Annotated in this window: 17 protein-coding genes; 3 read left to right on the forward strand and 14 right to left on the reverse strand. The window is 65.1% G+C overall.

The window, feature by feature from the left end; translation table 11 throughout:
* Nucleotides 1-40: 40 nt before the first annotated feature.
* On the reverse strand, nucleotides 41-1,333 hold the full coding sequence (locus F2P44_RS04940; RefSeq protein ID WP_167085558.1) for a sensor histidine kinase: 1,293 nt from the start codon (nucleotides 1,331-1,333) through the stop codon (nucleotides 41-43).
* Between the two features lie 337 nt (nucleotides 1,334-1,670).
* On the opposite strand from F2P44_RS04940, the gene F2P44_RS04945 reads away from it, so the two are divergent.
* On the forward strand, nucleotides 1,671-2,609 hold the full coding sequence (locus tag F2P44_RS04945; RefSeq protein ID WP_167085559.1) for an exopolyphosphatase: 939 nt from the start codon (nucleotides 1,671-1,673) through the stop codon (nucleotides 2,607-2,609).
* Between the two features lie 41 nt (nucleotides 2,610-2,650).
* Here the strand turns inward: F2P44_RS04945 and F2P44_RS04950 are convergent, their stop codons facing one another.
* The 3 genes from F2P44_RS04950 to F2P44_RS04960 form a co-directional block, all read right to left on the reverse strand.
* Nucleotides 2,651-5,050, reverse strand: a complete 2,400-nt coding sequence (locus tag F2P44_RS04950; protein WP_267877579.1) for a sensor domain-containing protein — start codon at nucleotides 5,048-5,050, stop codon at nucleotides 2,651-2,653.
* Nucleotides 5,051-5,174: 124 nt separating this feature from the next.
* Nucleotides 5,175-6,440, reverse strand: a complete 1,266-nt coding sequence (locus F2P44_RS04955; protein ID WP_167085563.1) for a nitronate monooxygenase — start codon at nucleotides 6,438-6,440, stop codon at nucleotides 5,175-5,177.
* A 204-nt stretch (nucleotides 6,441-6,644) separates the two neighbouring features.
* Entirely contained in the window at nucleotides 6,645-7,130 is a 486-nt protein-coding gene (locus F2P44_RS04960) for a YajQ family cyclic di-GMP-binding protein (RefSeq protein WP_099881460.1), read from the reverse strand.
* Nucleotides 7,131-7,255: 125 nt separating this feature from the next.
* On the opposite strand from F2P44_RS04960, the gene murB reads away from it, so the two are divergent.
* Nucleotides 7,256-8,284 carry a UDP-N-acetylmuramate dehydrogenase gene (gene murB / locus F2P44_RS04965; protein WP_167085565.1) on the forward strand — a complete coding sequence of 343 codons (1,029 nt, stop codon included), beginning with the start codon at nucleotides 7,256-7,258 and terminating at the stop codon, nucleotides 8,282-8,284.
* A 308-nt stretch (nucleotides 8,285-8,592) separates the two neighbouring features.
* Nucleotides 8,593-11,709 (forward strand): glycoside hydrolase family 3 protein, encoded by a 3,117-nt coding sequence (locus F2P44_RS04970; RefSeq protein ID WP_229423384.1) that lies wholly within the window; start codon nucleotides 8,593-8,595, stop codon nucleotides 11,707-11,709.
* 137 nt (nucleotides 11,710-11,846) lie between these two features.
* Here F2P44_RS04970 and ppnP read toward each other — a convergent pair whose 3' ends face one another.
* The 10 genes from ppnP to argF form a co-directional block, all read right to left on the reverse strand.
* Nucleotides 11,847-12,158, reverse strand: a complete 312-nt coding sequence (ppnP, locus tag F2P44_RS04975; RefSeq protein ID WP_167085567.1) for a pyrimidine/purine nucleoside phosphorylase — start codon at nucleotides 12,156-12,158, stop codon at nucleotides 11,847-11,849.
* A gap of 12 nt (nucleotides 12,159-12,170) precedes the next feature.
* Nucleotides 12,171-13,205 (reverse strand): diguanylate cyclase, encoded by a 1,035-nt coding sequence (locus F2P44_RS04980; RefSeq protein WP_167085569.1) that lies wholly within the window; start codon nucleotides 13,203-13,205, stop codon nucleotides 12,171-12,173.
* Nucleotides 13,206-13,236: 31 nt separating this feature from the next.
* The gene (cheB, locus tag F2P44_RS04985) at nucleotides 13,237-14,256 is read right to left on the reverse strand and encodes a chemotaxis-specific protein-glutamate methyltransferase CheB (protein WP_167085571.1); all 1,020 of its coding nucleotides are present in this window, start codon (nucleotides 14,254-14,256) and stop codon (nucleotides 13,237-13,239) included.
* A complete protein-coding gene (locus F2P44_RS04990; protein WP_167085573.1) occupies nucleotides 14,253-16,520 on the reverse strand; it encodes a hybrid sensor histidine kinase/response regulator in 2,268 nt (755 codons plus the stop codon). The genes cheB and F2P44_RS04990 overlap by 4 nt, the downstream gene beginning before the upstream one ends.
* Nucleotides 16,517-17,203, reverse strand: coding sequence for a chemotaxis protein CheW (locus F2P44_RS04995; protein ID WP_167085575.1), 687 nt, complete (start codon nucleotides 17,201-17,203; stop codon nucleotides 16,517-16,519). The genes F2P44_RS04990 and F2P44_RS04995 overlap by 4 nt, the downstream gene beginning before the upstream one ends.
* Nucleotides 17,200-18,465 (reverse strand): CheR family methyltransferase, encoded by a 1,266-nt coding sequence (locus tag F2P44_RS05000; protein WP_167085577.1) that lies wholly within the window; start codon nucleotides 18,463-18,465, stop codon nucleotides 17,200-17,202. Before F2P44_RS05000 ends, F2P44_RS04995 begins: the two co-directional genes overlap by 4 nt.
* Nucleotides 18,462-18,932: a chemotaxis protein CheW gene (locus tag F2P44_RS05005; RefSeq protein ID WP_167085579.1), complete on the reverse strand. Its 471-nt coding sequence runs from the start codon at nucleotides 18,930-18,932 to the stop codon at nucleotides 18,462-18,464. Before F2P44_RS05005 ends, F2P44_RS05000 begins: the two co-directional genes overlap by 4 nt.
* A 10-nt stretch (nucleotides 18,933-18,942) precedes the next feature.
* Entirely contained in the window at nucleotides 18,943-20,757 is a 1,815-nt protein-coding gene (locus F2P44_RS05010; RefSeq protein ID WP_167085581.1) for a methyl-accepting chemotaxis protein, read from the reverse strand.
* Between the two features lie 178 nt (nucleotides 20,758-20,935).
* Nucleotides 20,936-22,168 carry an argininosuccinate synthase gene (locus F2P44_RS05015; protein WP_167085583.1) on the reverse strand — a complete coding sequence of 411 codons (1,233 nt, stop codon included), beginning with the start codon at nucleotides 22,166-22,168 and terminating at the stop codon, nucleotides 20,936-20,938.
* Nucleotides 22,169-22,204: 36 nt separating this feature from the next.
* Nucleotides 22,205-23,149, reverse strand: a complete 945-nt coding sequence (argF, locus tag F2P44_RS05020; protein ID WP_167085585.1) for an ornithine carbamoyltransferase — start codon at nucleotides 23,147-23,149, stop codon at nucleotides 22,205-22,207.
* Nucleotides 23,150-23,188: the final 39 nt, after the last annotated feature.

Raw genomic sequence — 23,188 nt, forward strand, 5'->3', positions numbered from 1 at the left:
CTTTAATCAATCGATTCCTTGGTGTGTCTTTGTTGGCCGCTCACTTCGACACATGGTAGGGCACTTCGATGGTGGCGATCACGCCGCTGGGCACGTTGGCCGCGATGTGCAGCTGGCCTGCGTCGCCGTGCAAGAGTTTCAGGCGTTCGCGGATCGTCATCAGGCCCAGGCCGGTGCCGTCGCTGGGAAACACGCCGAAGCCGACCCCGTCGTCGCTGACGATCACGCGCAGCTTGGTGTGCGCCACCTCGGCGACGATGCGCAGCGAACCGCCTTCCGGCTTGCATTCGAGGCCGTGCTTGATGGCGTTCTCGACCATCGACTGCAGCATCATCGGCGGAAAGGCGGCGCTGCGCAAACCCTCGGGAATCTGCATGTCGACCCGCAGGCGCTCCTCCATCCGCATCTTCAGCAGGCTCAGGTACGCCTTGACCATGTCCGCCTCGCGTCCGAGATTGGTGACGACGGCGTTGTCGCGCATCTGCGGCAGCACCGCGCGCAGGTACTGGATCAGGCTGCGCTGCATGGCCGAAGCGCGCGGCGGGTCCGTTTCGATCAGGTACTCGACCGAGGCCAGGGTATTGAACAGGAAGTGCGGCTCCACCTGGGCTTGCATCATCTGCATGCGCGCCTCGGATAGCTGGCGCTGCATCGATTCGCGCTCGGCGGCCGCGTTGGCGGTCTGGGTTTCGGCTTCGGCGCGCTTCTTGCTCCCCACCAGCGCCTTGGTGGCGAACAGGGCCAGTACCAGCAGCGAAATGAAACTCTTGAACCAGGTCGAGGCCTGGCCGTGATACACCTTCACTTTTTCTTCGGCTGCATTCTCGACGGCCGCCTCGATTGCGCTCGACAAGCCTTCCACGATCTGCGGCGGCAGCGCGACGCGCACTTCGCCATCGGCCGCGCCCGGCAGCACCGCCACCGGCGGTGGCTCCGGCACGGTCGGCTCGGCCGGTTTTGCGCCCGGATAGGACGGCTCGGCCGGCTTCGCGCCCGGTTGGGGCGGCTCGGCTGGCTCGGGCGCTTCCGGCGGCTCGGGCGGCTCGGCCGGCAGGCTGCGCTTCTTGGGCGGGCTGTAGCTGATCCCGCTGTCGTCGAAGATGATGTTGCCTTCGTGCTTGTCGCGCTTGCGTTCGGGACGCACCTCGACCACGTCCGTGCCCGAAAACAATTCGTCTTGCAGGATTGAGGCGGCAATCAGGGCCAGCGCCGCGAACAGGAAAAACTTCCACCACGATAGCTGGGTTACCCACGTGGCGGTGCCGTCGAAGGCGCGGTGCAGCCATGCCAGGACGGTCGCGATGGTTGGCTCGGGAGGGCGGCGTGCTTCCATGGTGAGAGATTTCCGTGAGATTTTGAGAGATTTGTGCAAGCGGCGAGTGTAACTGCTCCGCTCTCCCATCGCCGCAAAAAGCGCCGCGTGGCGACGAATACTGATGAGATGTTGTAACTTTAGGACGCTCGCCTGGACAGCGCGCGGCGTTTGCGACAGGCTGCATGATCCGGGGAGTGGGCTGCGCGGCGCGCGCCGTGGCGCCCACGACACGCGCTTTGTGGTCCGTCGCTCGCGCGCCGCCCGCGATCGCCCCGCAGCGGCCGCTTTGCGCGGTATGATAAAGGATAGAACCGGTCGCGGCCGGCCTGCTGTTGCACCTGATTAAGGGGATGTCATGTCTGCCGATGCAAAAAAATACCGTTTGATCACGCGTAGCGACTTCGATGGCCTGGTCTGCGCCGTCCTGCTCAAGCACCTGGACTTGATCGACGATATCCTGTTCGTCCATCCCAAGGATATGCAGGACGGCAAAATCGTGGTCAGCGATGGCGATATCACCACCAACCTGCCGTACGCGGCCGGGGTGCACCTGGCCTTCGACCACCACCTGTCCGAAACCATCCGCAACACCGGCGAGCGCGGCAACCACATCATCCATCCCGAAGCGCCCTCGGCGGCGCGGGTGGTGTACGACTACTACGGCGGCGCCTCGGTCTTTCCGGCCGCCTGGTTCGACATGATGGCCGCCGTCGACAAGGGCGACGCGGCCCGCTTCAACCAGCAGGAAGTGCTCGACCCGCACGGCTGGGACTTGCTCAACTTCCTGATGGATGCGCGCACCGGGCTGGGACGCTTCCGCGACTTTCGCATCTCGAACTACGCCCTGATGATGGACTTGATCGATTATTGCAAAAACCATACGATCGATGACATCATGGCCCTGGCCGACGTCAGGGAGCGCATGGACCTGTACTTCGAGCATAACGCCATGTGCAAGGAGCAAATCCGGCGCTGTGCCACCGTGCACCGCAACCTGGTCGTGCTCGACCTGCGCGAAGAAGAAACGATTTACGCCGGCAACCGCTTCATCATCTATGCCCTGTTCCCGGAAACGAATATCTCGATCCACGTGCTGTGGGGGCTGAAAAACCAGAACACCGTGTTCGCCACCGGCAAATCGATCCTGAACCGCAGCGCGCGCACCAATATCGGCGCGCTGATGCTCGAATACGGCGGCGGCGGGCATGAAAACGCCGGCACCTGCCAAGTCTCGAACGAGCTGGCCGGCGAAGTGCTGGGCGCGCTGATCCAGCGCATCACCAGCGAAGGCTGAGCGTGGCGTGGGCGGCGGCCGCGCAGCGCGAGCCGGCCGCCTCAGGCCGCCGGCGCGGCGACCAGCAGGTCGTGCAAGGCATGCTCGGCCAGCGGGGCGCTGAAATACGTGCCCTGCAGTTCATCGCACAGGTTGTTCCGTAAAAACTCCATCTGCACGCGCGTTTCGACCCCCTTGGCAATGACCCGGGCGCCAAGATCGTGGCCGACGTCGATCAGCGCCTTGGCCAGGGCGCCGCTGCGCGCATCGGCCGTGATCTGGTGCGTCGCCAGCTTGGCCAGCTTGACGTGGGTCAGCGGCAGCTTTTGCAGGAAATTCAGGTTCGACAAGCCGCCGCCGAAGGCATCGACCGCGCGCAGCACCCCCAGCTCGCTCAGCTGCGACACCACTTCCACGGCCAGGTGCTGGTTGGCATGCAGGCAGTCTTCGCGCAATTCGAGTTCCAGCTGGGCCGGGGCGATGCGGTATTTTTCCAGGGTGGCGGCGACGTGCCCGACATAGCCAGGGCGGCAAAATTCGCGCTGCGAGACGTTGACCGCCACCGGCAGCGGCGCAAGACCGGCGCTGTTCATGCGCTGCATGAAGGCGCACGCTTCGTCGAGCACATAGTCGCCAATGGCGGCGATCATGCCGTTTTCCTCGGCTTCCGGCAGGAACGAGGCCGGCGCCAGCACGCCCAGTTCGGGATGGCGCCAGCGCAGCAGCGCTTCCAGCCCCAGGATGCGGCCGCGGCACAGGCAAATGCGGGGCTGGTAGAGCAGGAAAAACTCGTGATGTTCGAGCGCGCCGCGCATGGCGTCTTCGAGTTTTTGCTTGGCCTGGGTGGTCGACTTCATGTCGGCGGAAAAGAAATGCACCTCGCCCGTCTTGGCCGCCTTGGCGTGGTACATGGCCACGTCGGCCGCGCGCACCAGGTCGAGCGCGCCGCTGCCATCGTGCGGGAACACGCTCACGCCGATGCTGCCGCCGACCGCGATGTCGGTCGCATTGAAGCTGACCGGCTGCGACATGCTCACGCGCAGGCGCTCGATCATGCGCAGGGTGTAGCGCAGCGAGGGCTGGTTGACCAGCACCAGCACGAATTCGTCGCCCGACAGGCGCGCCACCGTATCGCTCTCGCGCACCGACGATTGCAGGCGCCGCGCCACCATCTTGAGCACTTCGTCGCCCGCTTCGTGGCCGTAGCTGTCGTTGATCTGCTTGAAGCCGTTGAGGTCGATCAGAACCGTGGCCACCAGTGATTTGTTGCGCTGGGCCATGTGCAGCGCCTGTTCCAGCCGGTCCCACAGCAAGGTGCGGTTGGCCAGTCCGGTCAGCGCATCGTGGTTGACCTCGTGTTCGAGGTGGGCGGTGCGCTGCTTGACGGCCGTCACGTCGTTGATGACGCCGATAAAGTGGGTGACCTTGCCGCGCCCATCGCTCACGGGCGTGATGGTCAGGTCGTTCCAGAAAATATCGCCATTCTTGCGCCGGTTGCGGAATGCCACGTTGACCTCGCGCCGCTCGCGCACGGCCGCGCGCAGCTGGGCGCGTTCGTCTTCATCCATGCCGGGCACGCCCATGAAACGCGCATCGCGCCCCATCACTTCGTCGGCGCCGTAGCCGGTGATGCGCTCGAAGGCCGGGTTGGCGTACTCGATCGGATTGTCGGCGCCGGCGCAGCGGGTGATCACCAGGCCGCTGCTGGTGGCATGCAGGGCGCGCTCGCGCAGGCGCAAGCGCTCTTCCTGCGTACGCCGTTCGGAAATATCGAGGCCCATGCCGCACAGGTAGTGGCGGTTGCGGCAACTGATGCGCGCCCCGCACAGCAGGTAGGGCGTGGCGTGGCCGTACTTGTCGAGATAATTCGCTTCCACCATGATCTGGATGCCATGCTCGAAGACATTGCGGATGTTCGCGGCGATGATGCGCTTTTCGGCCAGGTCGTACGTATCGAGCGCATTCGCGCGGCTGACCTCGTCGGAACTCATGGCCGTGACCTGTTCCAGCATCTTGTTCCACAACGCAAAGCTGCCATCCTCGCGCAGCACGTAAAAGGTGCCCGGCAAGACATCGATGATGCTCGAGAGCGGGATGCGGCCGACCGCCGCCGTGTCCGATTCGTCGCTGGCGGCGTCGATGATGGCAATGCAGTGGCTCAGTTGGCCGTCCGTGCCGAACTGGGGCAGCAGGGTGAGGGCGGCCTTGTGATGGCTGCCATCGGCGCGTACGAACTCCAGCTCGGCGGCATCGCATTCGTTGGGAAAGGCAGTCCAGCGCAGCTGATAGTGGCGGCGGCTGTCGTCGCTGAGCAGGGCAGTCAGGGGCTGGCGCAATGCATCGGCGGCGGCAATGCCGAGCACTGTTTCGCAAGCACTGTTCCAGGTAATGATCTGGCCGCTTGCATCGATCAGCAAGGCGGCAAACGTGGCGTTCTCGCTGGCGGGCATGCGCCTCTCCATTCGTGATGAAGGAGGTTGGACAGGCCAAACGGGCGGTGGTTCGCCGCAGCCGGCAAATTACATGAAAAGATGGCCGGTGGTGACGCCGGCGGGCGCGTGGCCGCCGGCGTGGATCAGGCAGGGATCAGGCCAGGACGATGTCCTGGCGCTCAGGCAAGGCGATCTGGTTATCGACGCTGAACTGGTAATCCTGGAACACGTGCTCGGCCGACAGCATCTGGTAGCTGCCGTCGGCCAGCTTGTGGGTGGTGTCCTTGAGGCGGTACGTGTAGTGGCCGCAAGTCCAGCAATTGAAATTGCGCATGTGCGTGCACAGGCAAGTCTTGTCCATCACCACCACGGTTTTACTGTCCGGATTGGCCAGCACTTCGCGGTTGTACGCATTGATGTAGGAACAGTTGCCGGTGGCATCGAGCAGATAGCCGTAGGACTCGCAGCCGGGACGGATGCCGGCGCCGATGGCCGGCGTGCTCTTGAGCATGCGCATCGGATAGCCGGTTGGCGAAATGCCGTTGACGATGATGTCGTCTTCGGTCGCGCGCACGTACTGCTGCTTGACCTTGTCGGGCAGGCCGCACTCGTTGGTGATGGTGAAACGGGTTGCCACCTGCACCCCGCCCGCGCCTTTTTCGAGGAAGCCGACCGCGTCGGTGCCGGTGAACACGCCGCCGGCGGCGATCAGCGGGATATCGAGCTGTTCGGCGCGCATGTAGGCATGGATTTCATCCATGATGGTATGCAGGTCGTACTCGGCCCAATCCATGCCGAAGCCCAGGTGGCCGCCGGCCAGCGGGCCTTCGACGATGATGTAATCGGGCAGGCGGTCCAGCTTGGCTACCTTGCGCAGGAAAATCTGCAGCGCGCGCACCGAGGAGACGATGATGCCCAGCTTGGCGTCGCGGAAGCGCGGATGGTCGGCGATCAGGGCGAACGAGCCCAGGTGCAGGCCGGCCGACATGGTGATGCCGTCGATGCCGGCGTCGAGCGCGGCCGACAGGCGCGTGCGCAAGGTTTCGCGCGGCGAATTCATGGTCAGCTTTTCCATGCAGTTCACGAAAATGAGGCCATCGCCGCGTTTCGCTTCCATGGTCGCGCCCACGTGGCGGCGGGTGGCATCGGCCAGGCGGGCCAGGTCGAACTGCACCACCGCCTTGTCCATATTATTGATGTTGAACTTATAGGTCTTGGTCTTGTCTTTCACATAGCTGGTGTCGAACTTGCGGTCGGAGACATCCTCGACCATGGCATCCGAAATATGCCCGATCCCGCCCAGGCGCGCCGCTTCCAGTGCCAGTTCGGAGGTCGAAATATCGACGCCCATGCCACCGATCATGATGGGCACATATTCCTTGTTGCCCAGACGCAGGCGGAAATCATCAACACGTTTCATTGCTATCCTTAGACTGCCAAGTTTACTGGTGCGCTGGCGCGGCTGCCGCAGCCAGCTTGCGCACCTACAATTCTACCCCAAGCACGCCGGGGACTGACCGGGTGATCGACTATCCAGCGAGCAAAACGGCGGCAAATACCGCCATTTTGTCGGTGATTTCCGGATCTGGCGACCCGAAAAGCGCCGATTGATCGTGCTGGACGATCAATCGCGGAAGTTATTAAATTCCAGCGGCATATCCGGCACATCCTTGCGCAGCATGGCCATGGCCGCTTGCAGATCGTCGCGCTTGGCGCCGGTGACGCGCACCGACTCGCCCTGGATGCTGGCCTGGACCTTCATCTTGCTATCCTTGATGACCTTGACGATCTTCTTGGCATCGTCGGTTTCGATGCCGTTCTTTACCTTGATCACCTGCTTGACCTTGTCGCCGCCGATTTTCTCGATCTTGCCTTCGTCGAGGAAACGCACATCGACCTTGCGCTTGGCCAGCTTGTTGGTCAGCACATCGCGCACTTGCGAGAGCTGGAAATCGGAATCGGCGAAGGCGGTCAGTTCGGTATCCTTCTGCTCGACCTTGGCGGAACTGCCCTTGAAATCGAAACGGGTGGTGATTTCCTTGTTCGATTGTTCGACTGCGTTTTTCACTTCGATCATGTCTGCTTCGGAGACGACATCAAACGACGGCATAATGGGATCCTTTTACTTGCAAAATGTAGAATGCCGATATTTTAACGGACAACCGGGGCGGCGCCCCTGTGCTGACCCGGTTTTTTACCGGATTGGCCCCCTAAATGCTTAAACGACGCTCATTCATGCAACCAGACCTAGTCATTTCGCCCGATTTTTCCCTGCGCGCTGTCAATACCTTCGGCATCGACGCGCGCGCGCGCGCCTATCTCAAGCTCACCCGGGTCGAACAGCTGGCGCAGGTGATGGCCGATCCCGTCCTCGCCGCGCTGCCGCGCCTGCTGCTTGGCGGCGGCAGCAACATCGTCCTCACGGGCGACTTCGACGGTGTGGTGCTGCACATGGCGATCGAAGGGCGCGAGGTACTGGGCGAGGAGGGCGGCAGCATGCTGGTGCGCGCCGGCGCCGGCGAAAACTGGCACGGCTTCGTGCAATGGACCCTGGCGCAGGGGCTGGGCGGGCTGGAAAACATGGCCCTCATTCCCGGCACGGTGGGAGCGTCGCCGATCCAGAATATTGGCGCCTATGGGGCCGAAGTGAAGGACCTGTTCCACGCGCTGACCGTGTTCGAGCTCTCCAGCGGGCGTTTGCGGGTGATGGATGCGGCGGCTTGCCGCTTCGGCTACCGCGACAGCGTGTTCAAGCATGCCGGCGGAGCGGGGCTGGTGATTGTCGACGTCACCTTCGCGCTGCCGCGCGCGTGGGTGGCCAATCTCAAGTATGCCGAACTGGCGCAGGAAGTGGCCGCAGCGGGGTTGGCGGTGCCGACGGCGCAGCAGGTGAGCGACGCGGTGGTGGCGATCAGGCGGCGCAAGCTGCCCGACCCTGTGCAGATCGGCAATGCCGGCAGCTTCTTCAAGAATCCCGTGGTCAGCGCAGCGCAGTGCGCCGCCATGCTGGCGGCGCATCCGGCGCTGGTGCACCACGCCCAGGGCGACGGCAGCGAAAAGCTGGCGGCCGGGTGGCTGATCGACCAATGCGGCTGGAAAGGCCGCAGCCTGGGCGCGGCCGGCGTGTACGAAAAGCAGGCGCTGGTGCTGGTCAACCGCGGCGGCGCGACCGGTGCCGAGGTGCGCGCGCTGGCGCGTGCGATCCAGGCCGATGTGCTGGCGCGTTTCGGCGTCGCGCTCGAAACCGAGCCTGTCTTCGTCTAGCCTGACCGGGCACGCCCTGGCTGCGCTGCCCCTGCCTGTTTCCCTCCCCGTCGCATCCATCGTTATTGCTTGAAACATGGCATGGCATTCGGGCAGGGCTGCGCCTGGCGTTTCCGGGGCGACTGCGTCCAGTGCGAAAATTGATCAGAAAATATTATCTTTTTAGTCAATTTTGATAAATAATGAAAACGCGATGGGAAGCGCTTCCAATTTCGGTTTGCACAGGTGCTGGCGCGTCCTCGCCTGGGTGCCCGGCAACGTGCGGCAGCACTGCCGGGCCCCAGCCATTCAATCAGGAGACAAATAATATGCGAGACAAGTTAGCTACCTTGATCCGGACCGGCCTGGCAGCGGCCGTCTGTGGCGCGATGCTGGCCGCCTGCGATGGCGACAGCGACCCGGCCAAGCCGGACACCCCCAAGCCGCCCGTCGACGCGCTGACGCAGTACAGCGACTTCCCGAACGTGGCCAGCGATATCAAGAAAGATCCGGCGACCGAATCGGCCATCGCCGCCATCGTTGCCGGGATGAGCGTGGCGGAGAAAGTCGGACAGATGACCCAGCCGGAAATCAAGAGTATCACCCCGGACCAGGTGCGCCAGTACTACATCGGTTCGGTGCTGAACGGCGGTGGTTCTTTCCCGGGTAACAACAAGTTGGCCGCCCCGGCAGAGTGGGTCAAGCTGGCCGACGCGTACTGGAAAGCGTCGATGGCCACCGATTCCAAGGTCAAGATCCCGGTGATCTGGGGCACCGACGCGGTGCACGGCCACAATAATGTGTTCGGCGCTACCATGTTCCCGCATAACATCGGCCTGGGCGCTGCCAACGATCCGGCCATGATGCGCCGCATCGGCGCGGCCGTGGCCGCTCAAGTGGTTTCCACCGGTATCGACTGGACCTTCGCCCCGACCCTCGCGGTGGTGCGCGATGACCGTTGGGGCCGCACCTATGAAAGTTATTCCGAAGATCCCTTGATCGTCACCAAATACGCGCGCGAAATGGTCAAGGGCTTGCAGAACGATTTTGCCGGCAGCGGCAACGTCATCGCCACGGCCAAGCACTTCATGGGCGACGGTGGCACCGACCTGGGCAGGGATCAAGGCGTCAACCTGTCCAGCCGCAACGACATGATCAACATCCATGGCCAAGGGTATTACCACGCCCTGGGCGCCGGTGCCCAGACCGTGATGGCCTCGTTTAACAGCTGGGACAATGACAGCTTGCAGATCAAGGTCGGTAAGATGCACGGCAGCAAAGAGATGCTGACCGATGTGCTCAAGACCAAGATGGGCTTCGACGGCTTCGTCATCGGTGACTGGAACGGCCACGCCCAGGTGGCGGGCTGCAGCGACGGCAGTTGCCCACAAGCGATCAATGCCGGCGTCGACATGATCATGGTCCCGGAAAAGTGGAAGGAGTTTATCGACAACACCATCGCCTCGGTCAACAAGGGCGACATTCCACTGGCGCGCATCAATGATGCCGTCACCCGCATCCTGCGCGTGAAATTTCGCGCCGGCATCATGACCGCCAAGGCGCCGCTCGAACGCCCCTACACCGATGCCGGCCGTCTGCAGCATCGTGCCCTGGCGCGCGAAGCGGTGCAAAAATCGCTGGTGCTGCTGAAAAACGATAACAAGGTGTTGCCACTGAAGCGCGGTGAAAAGATTCTGGTGGTCGGAAAAAGCGCCGACAGCCTGTCCAATCAAACCGGCGGCTGGTCGCTTACCTGGCAGGGAACGGCCAATACCAATGCCGACTTCCCGAACGCCGACAGCATCCTGGCGGCGATCAAATCGGTGGCTGGCGACGCCAACGTGGTCTACCGCCAGAACGCCGCGGACGTCAACGTGGCCGACTTCAAGGCAGTCATCGCCGTCATCGGCGAAACCCCGTACGCCGAAGGCGTGGGCGACATCGGCAGGAGCGGCACCCTGGAGCACGCGCGGCGCCATCCGGAAGACCTGGCCGTGCTCGATGCCGTCAGCGGCAAGGGCGTGCCGGTGGTCAGCGTACTGATCACCGGCCGTCCAGTCTGGGTCAACAAGGAACTGAACCGCTCAAGCGCGTTCGTGGTGGCCTGGTTGCCCGGCACCGAAGGCAAGGGTGTCACCGATGTCCTGTTCCGCAAGGACAATGGCGACGTCAATCTGGACATGAACGGCAAGCTGTCGTTCTCCTGGCCGAAAACGGCTTGCCAGATGGCCAATAAAGGCGACCCCAACTACGATCCGCTGTTTGCCTATGGCTTCGGCATGCGCTACGCGGACGATACCCGGCTGGCCAAGCTCGACGAAACGGCGCCGACCTTGGGTTGCGCCCAGTCCGCCGCCAACGGCAGCCAGGCGAGTAGCGATCTGGAGGTGTTCCGTTCGGCCGACCAGGCGCCCTACACGGCCCGTATCGGCGACCCGAGCGCCTGGTCGCTGGCGCTGGGCGCCGACTTGAACGCGGTCACCACGCTGCCCAACGTCAAGGCCGAGACCACCCAGATCACTATCCAGCAGGACGGCAAGAAAATCACCTGGAGCGGCGCCGGCCAGTTCTATTCGCAAGCGGCCACCACGGCCGACCGTGAAAACTACCTCAACGCCGACGCGGCCCTGGTGTTCGACACCATCGTGCACAAGGCGCCGGCCGGCGCGGTGAAAATGCGGGTGGACTGCAAGCACCCTTGCGCGGGCGAGGTGGATGGCACGACCTTGTTCAAGGGCTTGCCGCTGGAGGTGAAGCGTACCGTGAAATTGCCGCTGTCCTGCTTTGGCGCCAAGGGCGCCGACTTCACCCTGATCGATACGCCATTCCTGGTCTATACCGAGCAAGCTTTTGTCGCCTCGTTTGCCAACATCCGCTGGGTGCCGGGCGCGGCCAGGGATGCCGATGCCGCCACCTGCGCCAGCCTGGTGCCGCCACCGGTGGTCGTCGGGCCGCCGCTGCCGGGGCCGACTTACGGCGTGTTCAATGCGGGCGCGCTGACGGGCGACCTGGTGCTCAGCACCTACTCGTCCAATGGCAGCCACACCAAGGCCAGCATGACGCCCGCTGATGGGCTGGACTTGCACTTCGCCGCCGACGGTGGCGACGGCTTGGTGATGATCACCGGCACGCCTGTGAATCTGAGCAACTTCGCCAGTGGCACCCTGCAGTTCGAGATCAATGTCGGCAGCTACGGGGCCAACAGCGGCGGCCTGGCGGTCAAGATGGAAAGCCCGGGCAGCAATTGCAAGTCGGGCGATCATCTGTTCGGCCGTCCGGCCGCGGGTAGCTGGACGCCGGTCACGGTCAAGGTCAGCGCGCTGATTGCGGCGGCCGATCCGTGCTTTGACCTGCGCAACATCGGCATGCCGTTCGGCACCTTGCCTAAGTGGGGCGATCAGCAGGGGGTGAAGTACAAGCTGCGCCAGATCCGCTTTGTGCAGTAATCGCTGGTAGCAGTCGAGGACGCACGCCGGGGGCGTGCGTTTTTCGTTGGGAATGCGCGCACCGCTGATGGCGCGGCGCGTCTTGAGCGCGCGATCGGGATGCGTCGATTCCCCGTTCACGCGCTACTCACCGCAGTTCAGCCGAAGTGGCAGACGTAGTCGAGCGTCTCGGTCGTTTCGATGTCGAAGGCGGTGTCGGCGCCGACGCTGAAGCGCTCGCCAGCCTGGTAGTCTTGCCAGGCGTCGCTGCCGGCCAGCCGAACCCGGCACTTGCCGGCGACGATTTCCATCACTTCCGGTGCCGCCGTGTTGAACGTCAGCTGCGACGGGAAAATCACGCCCACCGTTTTCTTGCTGCCATCGGCCAGCAACAGCGTGTGCGACACGCATTTGCCGTCAAAGAAAATAGTCGATTTCTTGCTGACGGTGACGTTTTGAATCGTGCTCATGGACTTCCTTCTTCAGGTGGGGAGAGGGGCGGCTTCGGCTTCGGCCTCGGCCACGCACACGCGGTTGCGCCCGGCCGTCTTGGCGGCGTACAGGGCCTTGTCGGCGCGTGCGATCAGTTGTTCGGCGGTGTCGGTGCGCGACGGGACCACGCTGGCCACGCCGATCGACATGGTGACGATGCCGCCCGGCGCTTGCGGATTGTCCATCGCCAGCTTTTCCAGGTGCGTGCGCACGGCGTCGGCCACCACCCGGGCGCCGGCCAGGTCGGTCTCGGGCAGGATGACGGCGAACTCTTCGCCGCCGTAGCGCGCCGCCAGGTCGGCCGGCCGCTTGAGGTGTTCGGTGAGCACCGCCGCGGTCGTCTTCAGGCACAGGTCGCCCGGCAGGTGGCCGAAGCTGTCGTTGTAGGCCTTGAAGCAGTCGATGTCGCACATCAGCACCGACAGCGCGCTCTGTTCGCGCTGCCCGCGCTGCCATTCGAGGTCGATGACGTCGTCGAAACGGCGCCGGTTGGCAATCCCGGTCAGGCCGTCCAGCGCGGCGAACTTTTGCAGTTCGATATTGGCTTGGGCCAGCTGGTGCTGGCTTTCGCGCAGGAAGCGAAACGCTTCGTCGCGCTGCAGCCGGCTGATGTGCGCCGCCGAGTGGTAGCGCACCCGCGCCAGCAGTTCGAGCCGGTCCGGCAGCTTGACCAGGTAGTCGTTGGCACCCACCGCGAAACTGTGCGCCTTGAGCGTGGGATCTTCCTTGGACGAGAGCACGATCACGGGCACGTGGCGCAGGCTGTCGCGCTCGCGGTACAGGGCGATCAGCCCGAAGCCGTCGATGCCGGGCATGACCAGGTCTTGCAGGATGACGGTCGGTTGCAGCTGCTCGGCGCTGTCGGCCGCCAGCGCCGAGTCGAGCACGTAGTGGTATTCGATGTCCGGCTGGTCGGCCAGCATGCGCCGCACCGCCTCGGCGATGATCGGCTGGTCGTCCACCATCAGGACCCGCACCTTGAAAACGGCCGGTTCCGGCATGTAGGTTTTGTAAACGTCAGACATCGGTGTAGGCTTGTCGGTGAAAATGGCGGCGCTAGTTACCGGCCGGCTTGGTCCCAATTCTACTGCGCAATGCCCGTCCGATGTTTTCCAAGGATAAAATTTGCTGCGCGGCATCAATCTCGGCGGCGGCGCGTGGCATGCCGTACACAGCGCTGCTGGCCTGGTCCTGGGCGATGGTGGCCTTGCCGGCCTGGCGCATGGCGAGCAAGCCGTTGGCGCCGTCGCGCCCCATCCCGGTCAGCAGCAGGCCGGTGGCGTCGTTCTCCCAGTGCTGCGCCACGCAGTTGAAAAACACGTCGACCGAGGGCCGGTAAGCGTAGTCGCGCGGCGCTTCGTCGTAGTGCAGGCGGTGGCGCGCGCTCAGGACCAGGTGGTTGTTGGTGCGGGCGATCTGCACGCAGCCCGCTTCGAGCGGGTCGCCGTCGTCGATCACGCGCACCGGCATCACCAGCTGCTCGCCCAGCCACTTGGAAAAATGGGCGGCGAAGTTTTCATCGATGTGCTGGACCACCACGATGGCGGTGCCCGGCGCCGGGGTCCAGCCGGCCAGCACCTTGGCCACCGCGATCGGGCCGCCGGTCGAGGAGCCGATCGCCAGCAGGTGCTTGATCTTGCCGTTGAAGCGTTCGGGCGCCTGCGCGGGAAGGGTGTCGGCGCCGCTGACGCGTATCAGTTTGCCGATGGTCTTGATCTTGTGCAGCAGCGCCGCGTCGCCGCCGCCGCCGCGCGCCAGCAGCGGCGTGGCGGTGACGTCGAGCGCACCGGCACCGAGCGCGCGGAACACCTGGCTGACATTGTCCTGCGGCTGGCCGGTGACGACCAGGATCGCGCACGGGGTCTTTTGCATGATCTGGCGGGTTGCTTCGACCCCGTCCAGCTCCGGCATGTTCAGGTCCATCAACACCAGGTCGGGACGGTTGTCGGCGCACATGCGCACCGCTTCCAGGCCGGTGCGGGCGATCCACACCACCTGGTGTTCGCTGGTGCTGGCCACCACGCGGCGCAGCGCTTCGGCCGCCATGGCGACGTCGTTGGCGATGCCGATTTTCATAGGCCGGCTTCTCCGATCAGGTCGAACACGGCGTTGAGCAGGGTTTCGTCATGGAAGCTGCCCTTGGTCAGGTAGTAGTCGGCGCCGGCGCTCATGCCGCGCGCGCGGTCTTCCGGCCGGTCCTTGTAGGAGACGATCATGACGGGCAGTTTGTACAAGTGGATATCCTTCTTGACCAGGCCAACCAGTTCGATGCCGTCCATGCGCGGCATGTCGACGTCGGTGATCAGGAGGTCGTAGTCGCCGCTGCGCACCACGTTCCAGCCGTCGATGCCGTCGATGGCGATGTCGACCTGGAAGCCGCGCCCCTGCAGCAGCTTGCGTTCCATCTCGCGCACGGTGAGCGAGTCGTCCACCACCAGGATGCGCTTGACCTTGCGTTTTTCGGGGCCGCCGCGCGCGCCCAGCTGGTGCAGGCCGCCTTCGTGCAGCAGCTTGTCGATCGAGAGCAGCAGGTCGGGCACGTCGAGGATCAGGACCGGGGCGCCGTCGTCGAGCAGGGCGCCGGCGCTGATGTCGCGCATCTTGCCGAAGATCGGGTCGAGCGCCTGCACCGCCAGGCTTTGTTCGCCGCGGATGGCGTCGACCACCAGCGCGTAGCGGCGCTGGGCGGCGCCGATCACCACCACCGGCAGTTCGCCGGCGCCGCTGCCGATCTGGCCCAGTTCCAGTACCTGGGCGGCCGAGACCAGCCCGAGGTGCTCGCCGCCGAAGTCGAAGAACTGCTTGTGCTCCAGCGTGTGGATCTCGCTTTGCGGCACCTTGAGCACCCGCTCGACCTTGACGATGGGGATCGCGTAGGCTTCGCCCTGGACGTCGATCACCAGTGCGCGCACGATCGATTGGGTCAGCGGCAGGGTGATGAAGGTGCGCAAGCCCTCGCCGGGCGCGGACTCGATGCGCACCGTGCCATTCTGTTCGCGGATGGTCTGGTGCACGATGTCGAGCCCCACGCCGCGCCCGGAAATGGCGCTGGTGGTTTCCTTCAGGCTGAAGGCGGGCAGGAACAGGAATTCGATCAGTTCCGGCTGCGACATGGCTTGCGCCATCGTGGCGCTGGCCATCTTGCGCTCGACCACCTGGCGCCGGATGCGTTCGATGTCGACTCCGCGCCCGTCGTCGGCAATCTCGATACTGAGCATGCCGGCGCGGTGGCGCGCCTCCAGCACGATGGTACCCAGCGCCGGCTTGCCGGCGGCGATCCGTTCGGCCTGGGTTTCCATGCCGTGGTCGACGGCATTGCGCAGCATGTGGTTGAGCGGGCTTTCGATGCGCGCCAGGATGTCGCGGTCGACCAGGGTGTCTTCGCCTTCGATCAGGAGCTGCGCTTCCTTGCCCAGGCTGCGCGCCAGGTCGCGCACCATGCGCGGGAACGCTTGCACGCCATCGCGGAAAGGGCGCATGCGCAGGGTCAGCACTTCATCGACCAGGTTTTTCGATACGCCCAGCAGGCGCCGCTCGTAGCTTTCGATGTCAGCCATGTGTTCGAGCATGAACTGCTTGAGCGGGTGGGCCTTCTGGCCGGCCAGGGCCGATTGTTCGATCAGGGCCTGGTCGCCGCCGCGCACCACGGCATCGTGCAGCTGTTCGAGCGCCTGGAACAGGCTGGCCTGGTTGCGCTTGAAGCGCTGCAGCTGGGCGATGAAGGGGTGCATCTGGTGCGCGTTGATGCGCGACTCGCTGGCCAGGGCCAGCAGGCGCTCGAAGTTCTGGGCCGCCTTGGGCGCGCCATGGGCGCGCTGCGGCGCCAGGTCGTCGGGGGCGCTCGCCAGCGGCAGCGTGGCCGCTTCCAGCACCGGCACGGCCAGCTGCGGCGGCGCCGCAATCGGGTCGAGTGCGGGCGCCGACTCGATCAGCGCGATGCCGGCGATGCTGTTCAGCGTCGCGGCGATGCGCGCGCCGTGCTGTTCCAGCCAGGCCGGCAGAGCGGCTTCGTCCAGGGTCGAGAACTGCAGTATCAGGTCGACCCCGGCCAGCAGTGCGTCGATGCGCGCGGGCGTGAGCTGGAGCTGGCCGTTCTGGGCGGCGATGAAGGCGTCTTCCATCCCGTGCGCCAGCTGCACCACCACGTCCAGGCCGACGATGGCGGCCGCGCCCTTGATCGAATGGGCGGCGCGCATCATCGCCTCAAGGGTGGAAGCGTCGCCGCCGCCGCGCTCCATGCTCAACAGGCCATCGGTGAGGACCTGGGTCTGGCCGTCCGCCTCCATGCGGAACAGGTCCAGCATCGAGAATTGACTGAGGTCGCCGCCGCCGGTGCTCATCGCAGCAACCTTGTCAGCTGGTGGCCGACCAGCGGCGCATCGAGCACGCCGATGCGCATCTCGCCCTGGGTCAGCACGCCGGTGATGAAGCGCTGCAAGCCCTTGTTGAGGGTGGCCGCCGGCGCGCCCACGCTGGCCGCGCCGTAGCGCAGGATGCCGTGCAGGTCGGCCACCGGCAGGGCGAAGCGCTGCTCTTCCCAGACGATGACGAGCAGGCGCGCGAACACGTGGCGTCCGCCCTGGACCGGGGCGTCGTTTTCATCGATCCCGAGCATGCTGGCCAGCGCGATCGCTGGCGCCAGGGTGCCGCCGACGTTGACGATGCCGGTCAGGGCGCCGCCGCTGCGGTGCGGCAGCGAGTGGCTGGCGGCGAGCGGTGCGACCGCGGACACCATCCGGGTCGGCAGCATCAGCCATTCGCGCCCCAGGCGGAACACCAGCCCGGAGTGGTCGTGGCGCGCGCGCTCGGCCTGCGGCTGGCGCAGCAGGGCGGCCCAGTCGTCGCGGTAGCCCGGTCCGACCGGGCGCCGCATGCTGTGGCGCGCCGCGCCCTCGTACACATCGCAGTTGCGGCAATGGACATGCTGCGCGAGCTTGGGGCAACTGAGGTCGCCGGCCACGCCGATCCTGTTCCAGCAATCGTCGAGGTCCAGCGCGTGCGGCTGGTCGGGCGCGGTCGTCATGGGGCGCCTTTGCGTTGGTCGCCGTCATTGCGGCGCTGGTAGATGCGCGCGGCGCGCTGCTTGAGGGCGGCCGCCTGGGCCGGCTCGCCACTTTGCTCGGCCAGCAGCGCCAGGTGGCACAGCGCTTCGTAGTGGTCCGGCTGCAGGTAGACGCAGCGGCGCCAGTGGTCGCCCGCTTCGGCGATGCGCTGTTCGCATTCGCTGACCATGCCGAGGATGAAGTAGGCGTCGGCCGAATCGGGGTTCTGCTCGAGCAGTTCGCGACAGGCTGCCGCGGCGCCGCTGTAGTCGCCCAGGTCGGCCTGGCGGCGCGCGCGCGCCAGCATGTCCGCGGCTGGCGGCGGCGCGGCAGCCGGCGCGGCAGCCGGCGCTGCGGCAGCCAGCGGCCGCGCGGCGCGCGCTGGCGCCGCTGCGCTTGCGGCGGGCCGCTCCGGCGCGGGCGGGCGCGCGTGCTGGCGGGCCGGGATGCGCGGCGGCCAGGAAGCGTGGGCGCCGGCCTTTTCGAGGGCGAAGGCGCCGGGCGCGCGCAGCGTGGCAAAACCGTTGCGGCAGAAGGCCGGCACCTCGGCATAGCCGGCCAACAGGATGCCGTCGTCGGCCAGCAGGCGCGCCAGGCTGGCGATGGCGGCGGCCACGGTGGGGTCGTCGAAGTAGATCAGCAGATTGCGGCAAAAGATGACGTCGTAGTAGCCCGGCCGGCTGGAAAAGGCGGGATCGAGCAGGTTGGCCTGGTTGAAGCTCACCTGGGCGCGTATGTCGTCGCAGATCTGGTACTCGGCGCCGGCCGCTGTAAAGTAGCGTTCGCGGAAATCGAGGTGGCGGCCGCGGAAGGCGTTGCGGGTGTACAGGCCGGCGCGGGCGCGCGCCAGCGCCACCTCGGACAGGTCGACCGCGTCGATCGCATAGTCGCTGGCAGCCACGCCCGCGCTTTGCAGCGACATGGCCATCGAGTACGGTTCTTCGCCGCCGGCGCACGGCACCGACAGGATGCGCAGCGGGCGCGCCGGCCTGGCCGCCAGGCGCCGTGCGACAAACGCGGTGGCCGCGACGAACGCTTCGGCGTCGCGGAACATCCACGATTCGGGCACCACCACCAGTTCGGTCAGCGCGCCCAGTTCCGCCGCGCCGTCCGCGAGCAGGCGTTGGTAGGCGCGCGTGTCGTCCAGCGCGAGCGCCTGCATGCGCCGTTCGACGGCGCGGCCGACCACGGCCTCGGTCAGGTTCAGCCCCGTTACCTGCTGCAGCAGGTCGCGCGCTTTCATGCGGGCGCTCCGGTGGCGGGGAACAGTTGCGCGCGCACGTCGGCGCTGAGCAGCTGCGCGAGGCTGACCAGTTGCAGCATGCCGGCGCCGTCGGCGGCCACCTGGCCCAGGAAGGGGGCGCCGGCGACGCCGGCATCGGCCAGCGCGGCAATGTCGATGGTGTCGACCCCGATCACGTGTTCGGCCAGCAGGCCGAGCGGGCGGGTGGCGCCGTCGGCATCGCCGTCAGCGAGCGGATAGTCGACCAGGATGATGCGCGAGTCGTACCACAGCTGCCCGGGCGGCACGCCGGCCAGGGCCGAGAGGTCGATCACCGGCACCGGCGCGCCGTGCAGGTCGAGCAAGCCGGCCACGTAGCCTGGCGCGAGCGGGATGGCCTTCAGGGCGGCGGCCGGCAGCACGCGCGCCACCGCCCGCAGGGGCAGGGCGTAGCGGTCGGCGCCGATATGAAAGACCATGACTTTCATCGCCGCAGCCTCAGGTGTTGACCGAGAAGGTCGCCACCGACGATTGCAGGTCGCTGGCCGCGTACTGCAGCTGGTGCACCGCTTCGCTGGTGGCCTTGAGCGATTCGACGGTCTGCTGGGTGGCGTCGTTGAGCTGCATCATGGTGTCGGAAATCTGCGAGGCGCCCACCGCCTGCGACTGCATCCCCTGCAGCACCAGGTCGAACTGGGGCGCCAGCTTTTGCACCTGGTCCATCACGGTGGAGAGCTGTTCGCCCACCTGGCGCACTTCGCCGACGCTGCGCCGGATCTCTTCGGAGAATTTGTCCATGCCCATCACGCTGGCCGATACCGCCGACTGCATTTCCTTGAGCATTTGCTCGATGTCCCAGGTCGACACCGAGGTCTGGTCGGCCAGGCGGCGGATTTCGGTGGCCACCACCGAGAAGCCGCGCCCGGCGTCGCCGGCTTTTTCGGCTTCGATGGCGGCGTTGAGCGAGAGGATGTTGGTCTGGTCGGCCACCTTGGTGATCGTGATCAGCACACTGTTGATGTTGCTGGCTTTTTCCGACAGCGCGGCCAGCTTGGCATTGATCGAATCGGTGGCCGAGACCATGTGCTGCATGGTGCTGTCCATGCGTTTCAGGTTTTGCTGGGCCTCGGCGGTGGCGCTGGTGGTGTAGTCGGCCACCGCGGTGGCGTCTTCCATGGTCTTGAGCAGCTGGGTGGTGTTGGCCGAGATTTCCTTGGTGGTCGAGAGGATTTCGATGCTGGTCTGGGCTTGTTCGATGCCGGTCGCTTCCTGCTGCTTGGCCGAGGCGGCGATTTCGGTGGCCGAGGTGGTGACCTGGATGCCGGCCTTTTGCACATTGTTGAGCAAGATGCGCAGGTTGCCGACCATGGTTTTCAAGCCCTCGCCCATGCGTCCGATGGCGTCGCTGCCGGTGATGGCCACGGTGCCGGTCAGGTCGCCGATGGCGGCCTTGGAGACCACGTCGAGCAGGGCGTCGACATTGGCGCGCAGCAGGTTGGTGGCGGCCGCCTCGTTGGCCTGGCCATCCTGGATCGATTGCGCCATGCGGTTGAATTCCTCGGTGACCTTGCCCAGTTCATCGCGCGAGATCACGGCTGCGCGCGCCGACTGCTGGCCGGCGGCGATCTTGCCGACCGCCTCGGTCAGGTTGTTGAGCGGGGTGAGCAGCGCGCGCGCCAGCATCCAGGCCACGATCGAGGCCAGCGCCACGCACACTGCGCCGCCCAGGCTCAGCAGCAGGGACATGGTTTTTTGCAGTTGCGCCGATTCGGTCGAGCGCGCCGTCAGCAAGGCATTTTCCTCGTCGGCGATCTGGGCGATCAGGCCGCGTACTTCGCTGACGATCTGGAAGCCGTTGCTGAGCTCGGGCCAGCGCCCGATCTGCTCGGCGGAGTCGGCCACCTTGCCCAAGGCGCGCCGTTTGGCGATCATGGGCCGGATCACGGTCTTGAGCCAGGTGCCGGTCATGGCGTCGAGCTTGCGGATGCGCGCATTCTGGGCCGGGTTGTCGGCGGTCAGGCGAAGCGCGCGCTGGACGTTTTCCAGCAGCGATTTTTCCTCGTCGATCTGGGGCGACAGGAAACGTTCCTCGCCGGTCAGCAGGTAGCCGCGCACCTCGGCCTGGATTTCCAGCACGTTGGTGGCGATTTTGTTGGTTTCAAGCAGCACTTCCAGGGTGTGGCGATCCCAGCGGTTTGCATCGGACATCTTGGAGAAATTGTTGTAGGCCAGGATCAGCAGGAACAGGATGATGGCGACGATGCCGCCGAAGCCGAGAAACAGCTTGTTCTTGATGCTCAGGTCAGTAAACATGGGTCTCTCCGGGAACGATGTTGTTCGCTATAAATGTAACATCGTTGAGGCAGAGCACGGGACAATTCGCCGCGGAGAACGGGAAATTTTTTGCGGGGGAGGGGAGGGCGCGGCCGCATGCGGGCCGCGCCGGCCGGCGGGCACGCGGCCCACCGGGGACGAGCTTGCTGTTTGCTGCTTACTGGCCGCGCTTTTCGCGCGCCACGGCGGCGATGCGCATGCGCAACGCGTTGAGCTTGATGAAGCCGCCGGCGTCGGCCTGGTTGTAGGCGCCGCCATCTTCGTCAAAGGTCGCGATGTTCATGTCGAACAGCGAATCGGTCTTGGAATCGCGCGAGACCACGATCACATTGCCCTTGTACAGCTTCATGCGAACCCTGCCGTTCACGGTTTGCTGGGTATGGTCGATCAGGGTTTGCAGCGCGACGCGCTCCGGCGCCCACCAGTAACCGTTGTAAATCATCGACGCGTAGCGCGGCATCAGGTCATCCTTGAGGTGGGCCACTTCGCGGTCCAGGGTGATCGATTCGATGGCGCGGTGGCCGCGCAGCATGATGGTGCCGCCCGGGGTTTCGTAGCAGCCGCGCGACTTCATGCCGACGTAGCGGTTTTCGACCAGGTCCAGGCGGCCGATGCCATGCTTGCCGCCGAGGCGGTTCAGTTCCGTCAGCACGGTGGCTGGCGACATGCGCACGCCGTTGATCGCGACGATGTCGCCTTGTTCGTATTCGAGGTCGAGGTACTCGGCCTGGTCGGGCGCCGCTTCCGGGCTGACGGTCCAGCGCCACATGCTTTCCTCGGCTTCGGCGCTCGGGTTTTCCAGATGCCGGCCTTCGAAGGAAATGTGCAGCAGGTTGGCGTCCATCGAGTAGGGCGCGCCGCCATTCTTGTGCTTCATGTCGACCGCGATGCCCGCGTCTTCCGCGTATTTCAGCAGTTTTTCGCGCGACAGCAAGTCCCATTCGCGCCACGGGGCGATGATCTTGACGTCCGGTTTGAGCGCATACGCGCCCAGTTCGAAGCGCACCTGGTCGTTGCCCTTGCCGGTGGCGCCGTGCGAAATGGCGTCGGCGCCGGTGGCGCGCGTGATCTCGATCAGGCGCTTGGCGATCAGCGGACGCGCGATCGAGGTGCCCAGCAGGTATTCGCCTTCGTACACGGTGTTGGCGCGGAACATCGGGAACACGAAGTCGCGCACGAATTCTTCGCGCACGTCGTCGATGTAGATATTTTCCGGCTTGATGCCGAACTTGATGGCTTTCGCGCGCGCCGGTTCCAGCTCTTCGCCCTGGCCCAGGTCGGCGGTGAAGGTGACGATCTCGCACTTGTAGTTATCTTGCAGCCATTTGAGGATGACCGAGGTGTCCAGGCCGCCCGAATAGGCGAGGACTACTTTTTTAATGTCGCTCATGGAGTTTCCAATCTTGGGTTGAACAATCTGGTGTTGTTATTGCGCGCCGCCGCTCGTCGTGCCAGCCAACTGGCCGAGCAGCAGGTACTCGATCAGCGCCTTCTGCACGTGCAGGCGGTTTTCGGCCTCGTCCCAGACCACCGACTGCGGTCCGTCGATGACCTCGGCCGCGACTTCCTCGCCGCGGTGGGCCGGCAGGCAGTGCATGAAGAGCGCGTCGGGTGCGGCGCGCGCCATCTTGGCGCCATCGACGATGTAGCCGTCGAAGGCCGCCAGGCGGGCCGCGTTTTCCTTCTCGTAGCCCATGCTGGTCCAGACGTCGGTGTTGACCAGATGGGCGCCCTGGCACGCGTCCGACGGGTTGTCGAAGACGGTGAAGCGGGAGGTCGACACCAGCGAATGGTCGATGTCGTAGCCTTTGGGAGTCGATACGTTCAGGTGGAAGCCAAATACTTCGGCCGCTTGCAGCCAGGAGTACAGCATGTTGTTGGCGTCGCCCACCCAGGTGACGATCTTGCCGGCGATCGAGCCGCGCTGTTCGACGTAGGTGAAGATATCGGCCAGCACCTGGCAGGGATGGTGTTCGTTGGTCAGGCCGTTAATCACCGGCACCCGCGAATGGGCGGCGAAGCGCTCGATGATGTCCTGGCCGAAGGTGCGCACCATGATGATGTCGCACATGCGGCTCATCACCTGGCCGGCGTCTTCGACCGGCTCGCCGCGACCGAGCTGGCTGTCGCGCGTGTTCAGGTAGATGGCGGCGCCGCCCAGCTGGTGCATGCCGGCCTCGAAGGAGAGCCGGGTGCGGGTCGAGTTTTTCTCGAATACCATGACCAGGGTGCGGTCGATCAGGGGATGATAGACCTCGTAATTCTTGAATTTTCGCTTGATGATCTTGGCCCGTTCGATCACGTATTCGAACTCGGCCAGGGTGAAGTCGGCAAATTGCAGGAAGTGCTTGATGGGTTTTTTTGGGGACATGGGGACGGCCGGTGGCGGGTGTTATCGATTCAATTATAA

This window comes from Massilia frigida (genome assembly GCF_011682175.1).
Lineage (GTDB): Bacteria > Pseudomonadota > Gammaproteobacteria > Burkholderiales > Burkholderiaceae_D > Telluria_A > Telluria_A frigida.

Coding starts and splice junctions, on each gene's coding strand:
- F2P44_RS04940 (WP_167085558.1), bottom strand. CDS start 1,333: ATGGAAGCACGCCGCCCTCCCGAGCCAACCATCGCGACCGTCCTGGCA.
- F2P44_RS04945 (WP_167085559.1), top strand. CDS start 1,671: ATGTCTGCCGATGCAAAAAAATACCGTTTGATCACGCGTAGCGACTTC.
- F2P44_RS04950 (WP_267877579.1), bottom strand. CDS start 5,050: ATGGAGAGGCGCATGCCCGCCAGCGAGAACGCCACGTTTGCCGCCTTG.
- F2P44_RS04955 (WP_167085563.1), bottom strand. CDS start 6,440: ATGAAACGTGTTGATGATTTCCGCCTGCGTCTGGGCAACAAGGAATAT.
- F2P44_RS04960 (WP_099881460.1), bottom strand. CDS start 7,130: ATGCCGTCGTTTGATGTCGTCTCCGAAGCAGACATGATCGAAGTGAAA.
- murB (WP_167085565.1), top strand. CDS start 7,256: ATGCAACCAGACCTAGTCATTTCGCCCGATTTTTCCCTGCGCGCTGTC.
- F2P44_RS04970 (WP_229423384.1), top strand. CDS start 8,593: ATGCGAGACAAGTTAGCTACCTTGATCCGGACCGGCCTGGCAGCGGCC.
- ppnP (WP_167085567.1), bottom strand. CDS start 12,158: ATGAGCACGATTCAAAACGTCACCGTCAGCAAGAAATCGACTATTTTC.
- F2P44_RS04980 (WP_167085569.1), bottom strand. CDS start 13,205: ATGTCTGACGTTTACAAAACCTACATGCCGGAACCGGCCGTTTTCAAG.
- cheB (WP_167085571.1), bottom strand. CDS start 14,256: ATGAAAATCGGCATCGCCAACGACGTCGCCATGGCGGCCGAAGCGCTG.
- F2P44_RS04990 (WP_167085573.1), bottom strand. CDS start 16,520: ATGAGCACCGGCGGCGGCGACCTCAGTCAATTCTCGATGCTGGACCTG.
- F2P44_RS04995 (WP_167085575.1), bottom strand. CDS start 17,203: ATGACGACCGCGCCCGACCAGCCGCACGCGCTGGACCTCGACGATTGC.
- F2P44_RS05000 (WP_167085577.1), bottom strand. CDS start 18,465: ATGAAAGCGCGCGACCTGCTGCAGCAGGTAACGGGGCTGAACCTGACC.
- F2P44_RS05005 (WP_167085579.1), bottom strand. CDS start 18,932: ATGAAAGTCATGGTCTTTCATATCGGCGCCGACCGCTACGCCCTGCCC.
- F2P44_RS05010 (WP_167085581.1), bottom strand. CDS start 20,757: ATGTTTACTGACCTGAGCATCAAGAACAAGCTGTTTCTCGGCTTCGGC.
- F2P44_RS05015 (WP_167085583.1), bottom strand. CDS start 22,168: ATGAGCGACATTAAAAAAGTAGTCCTCGCCTATTCGGGCGGCCTGGAC.
- argF (WP_167085585.1), bottom strand. CDS start 23,149: ATGTCCCCAAAAAAACCCATCAAGCACTTCCTGCAATTTGCCGACTTC.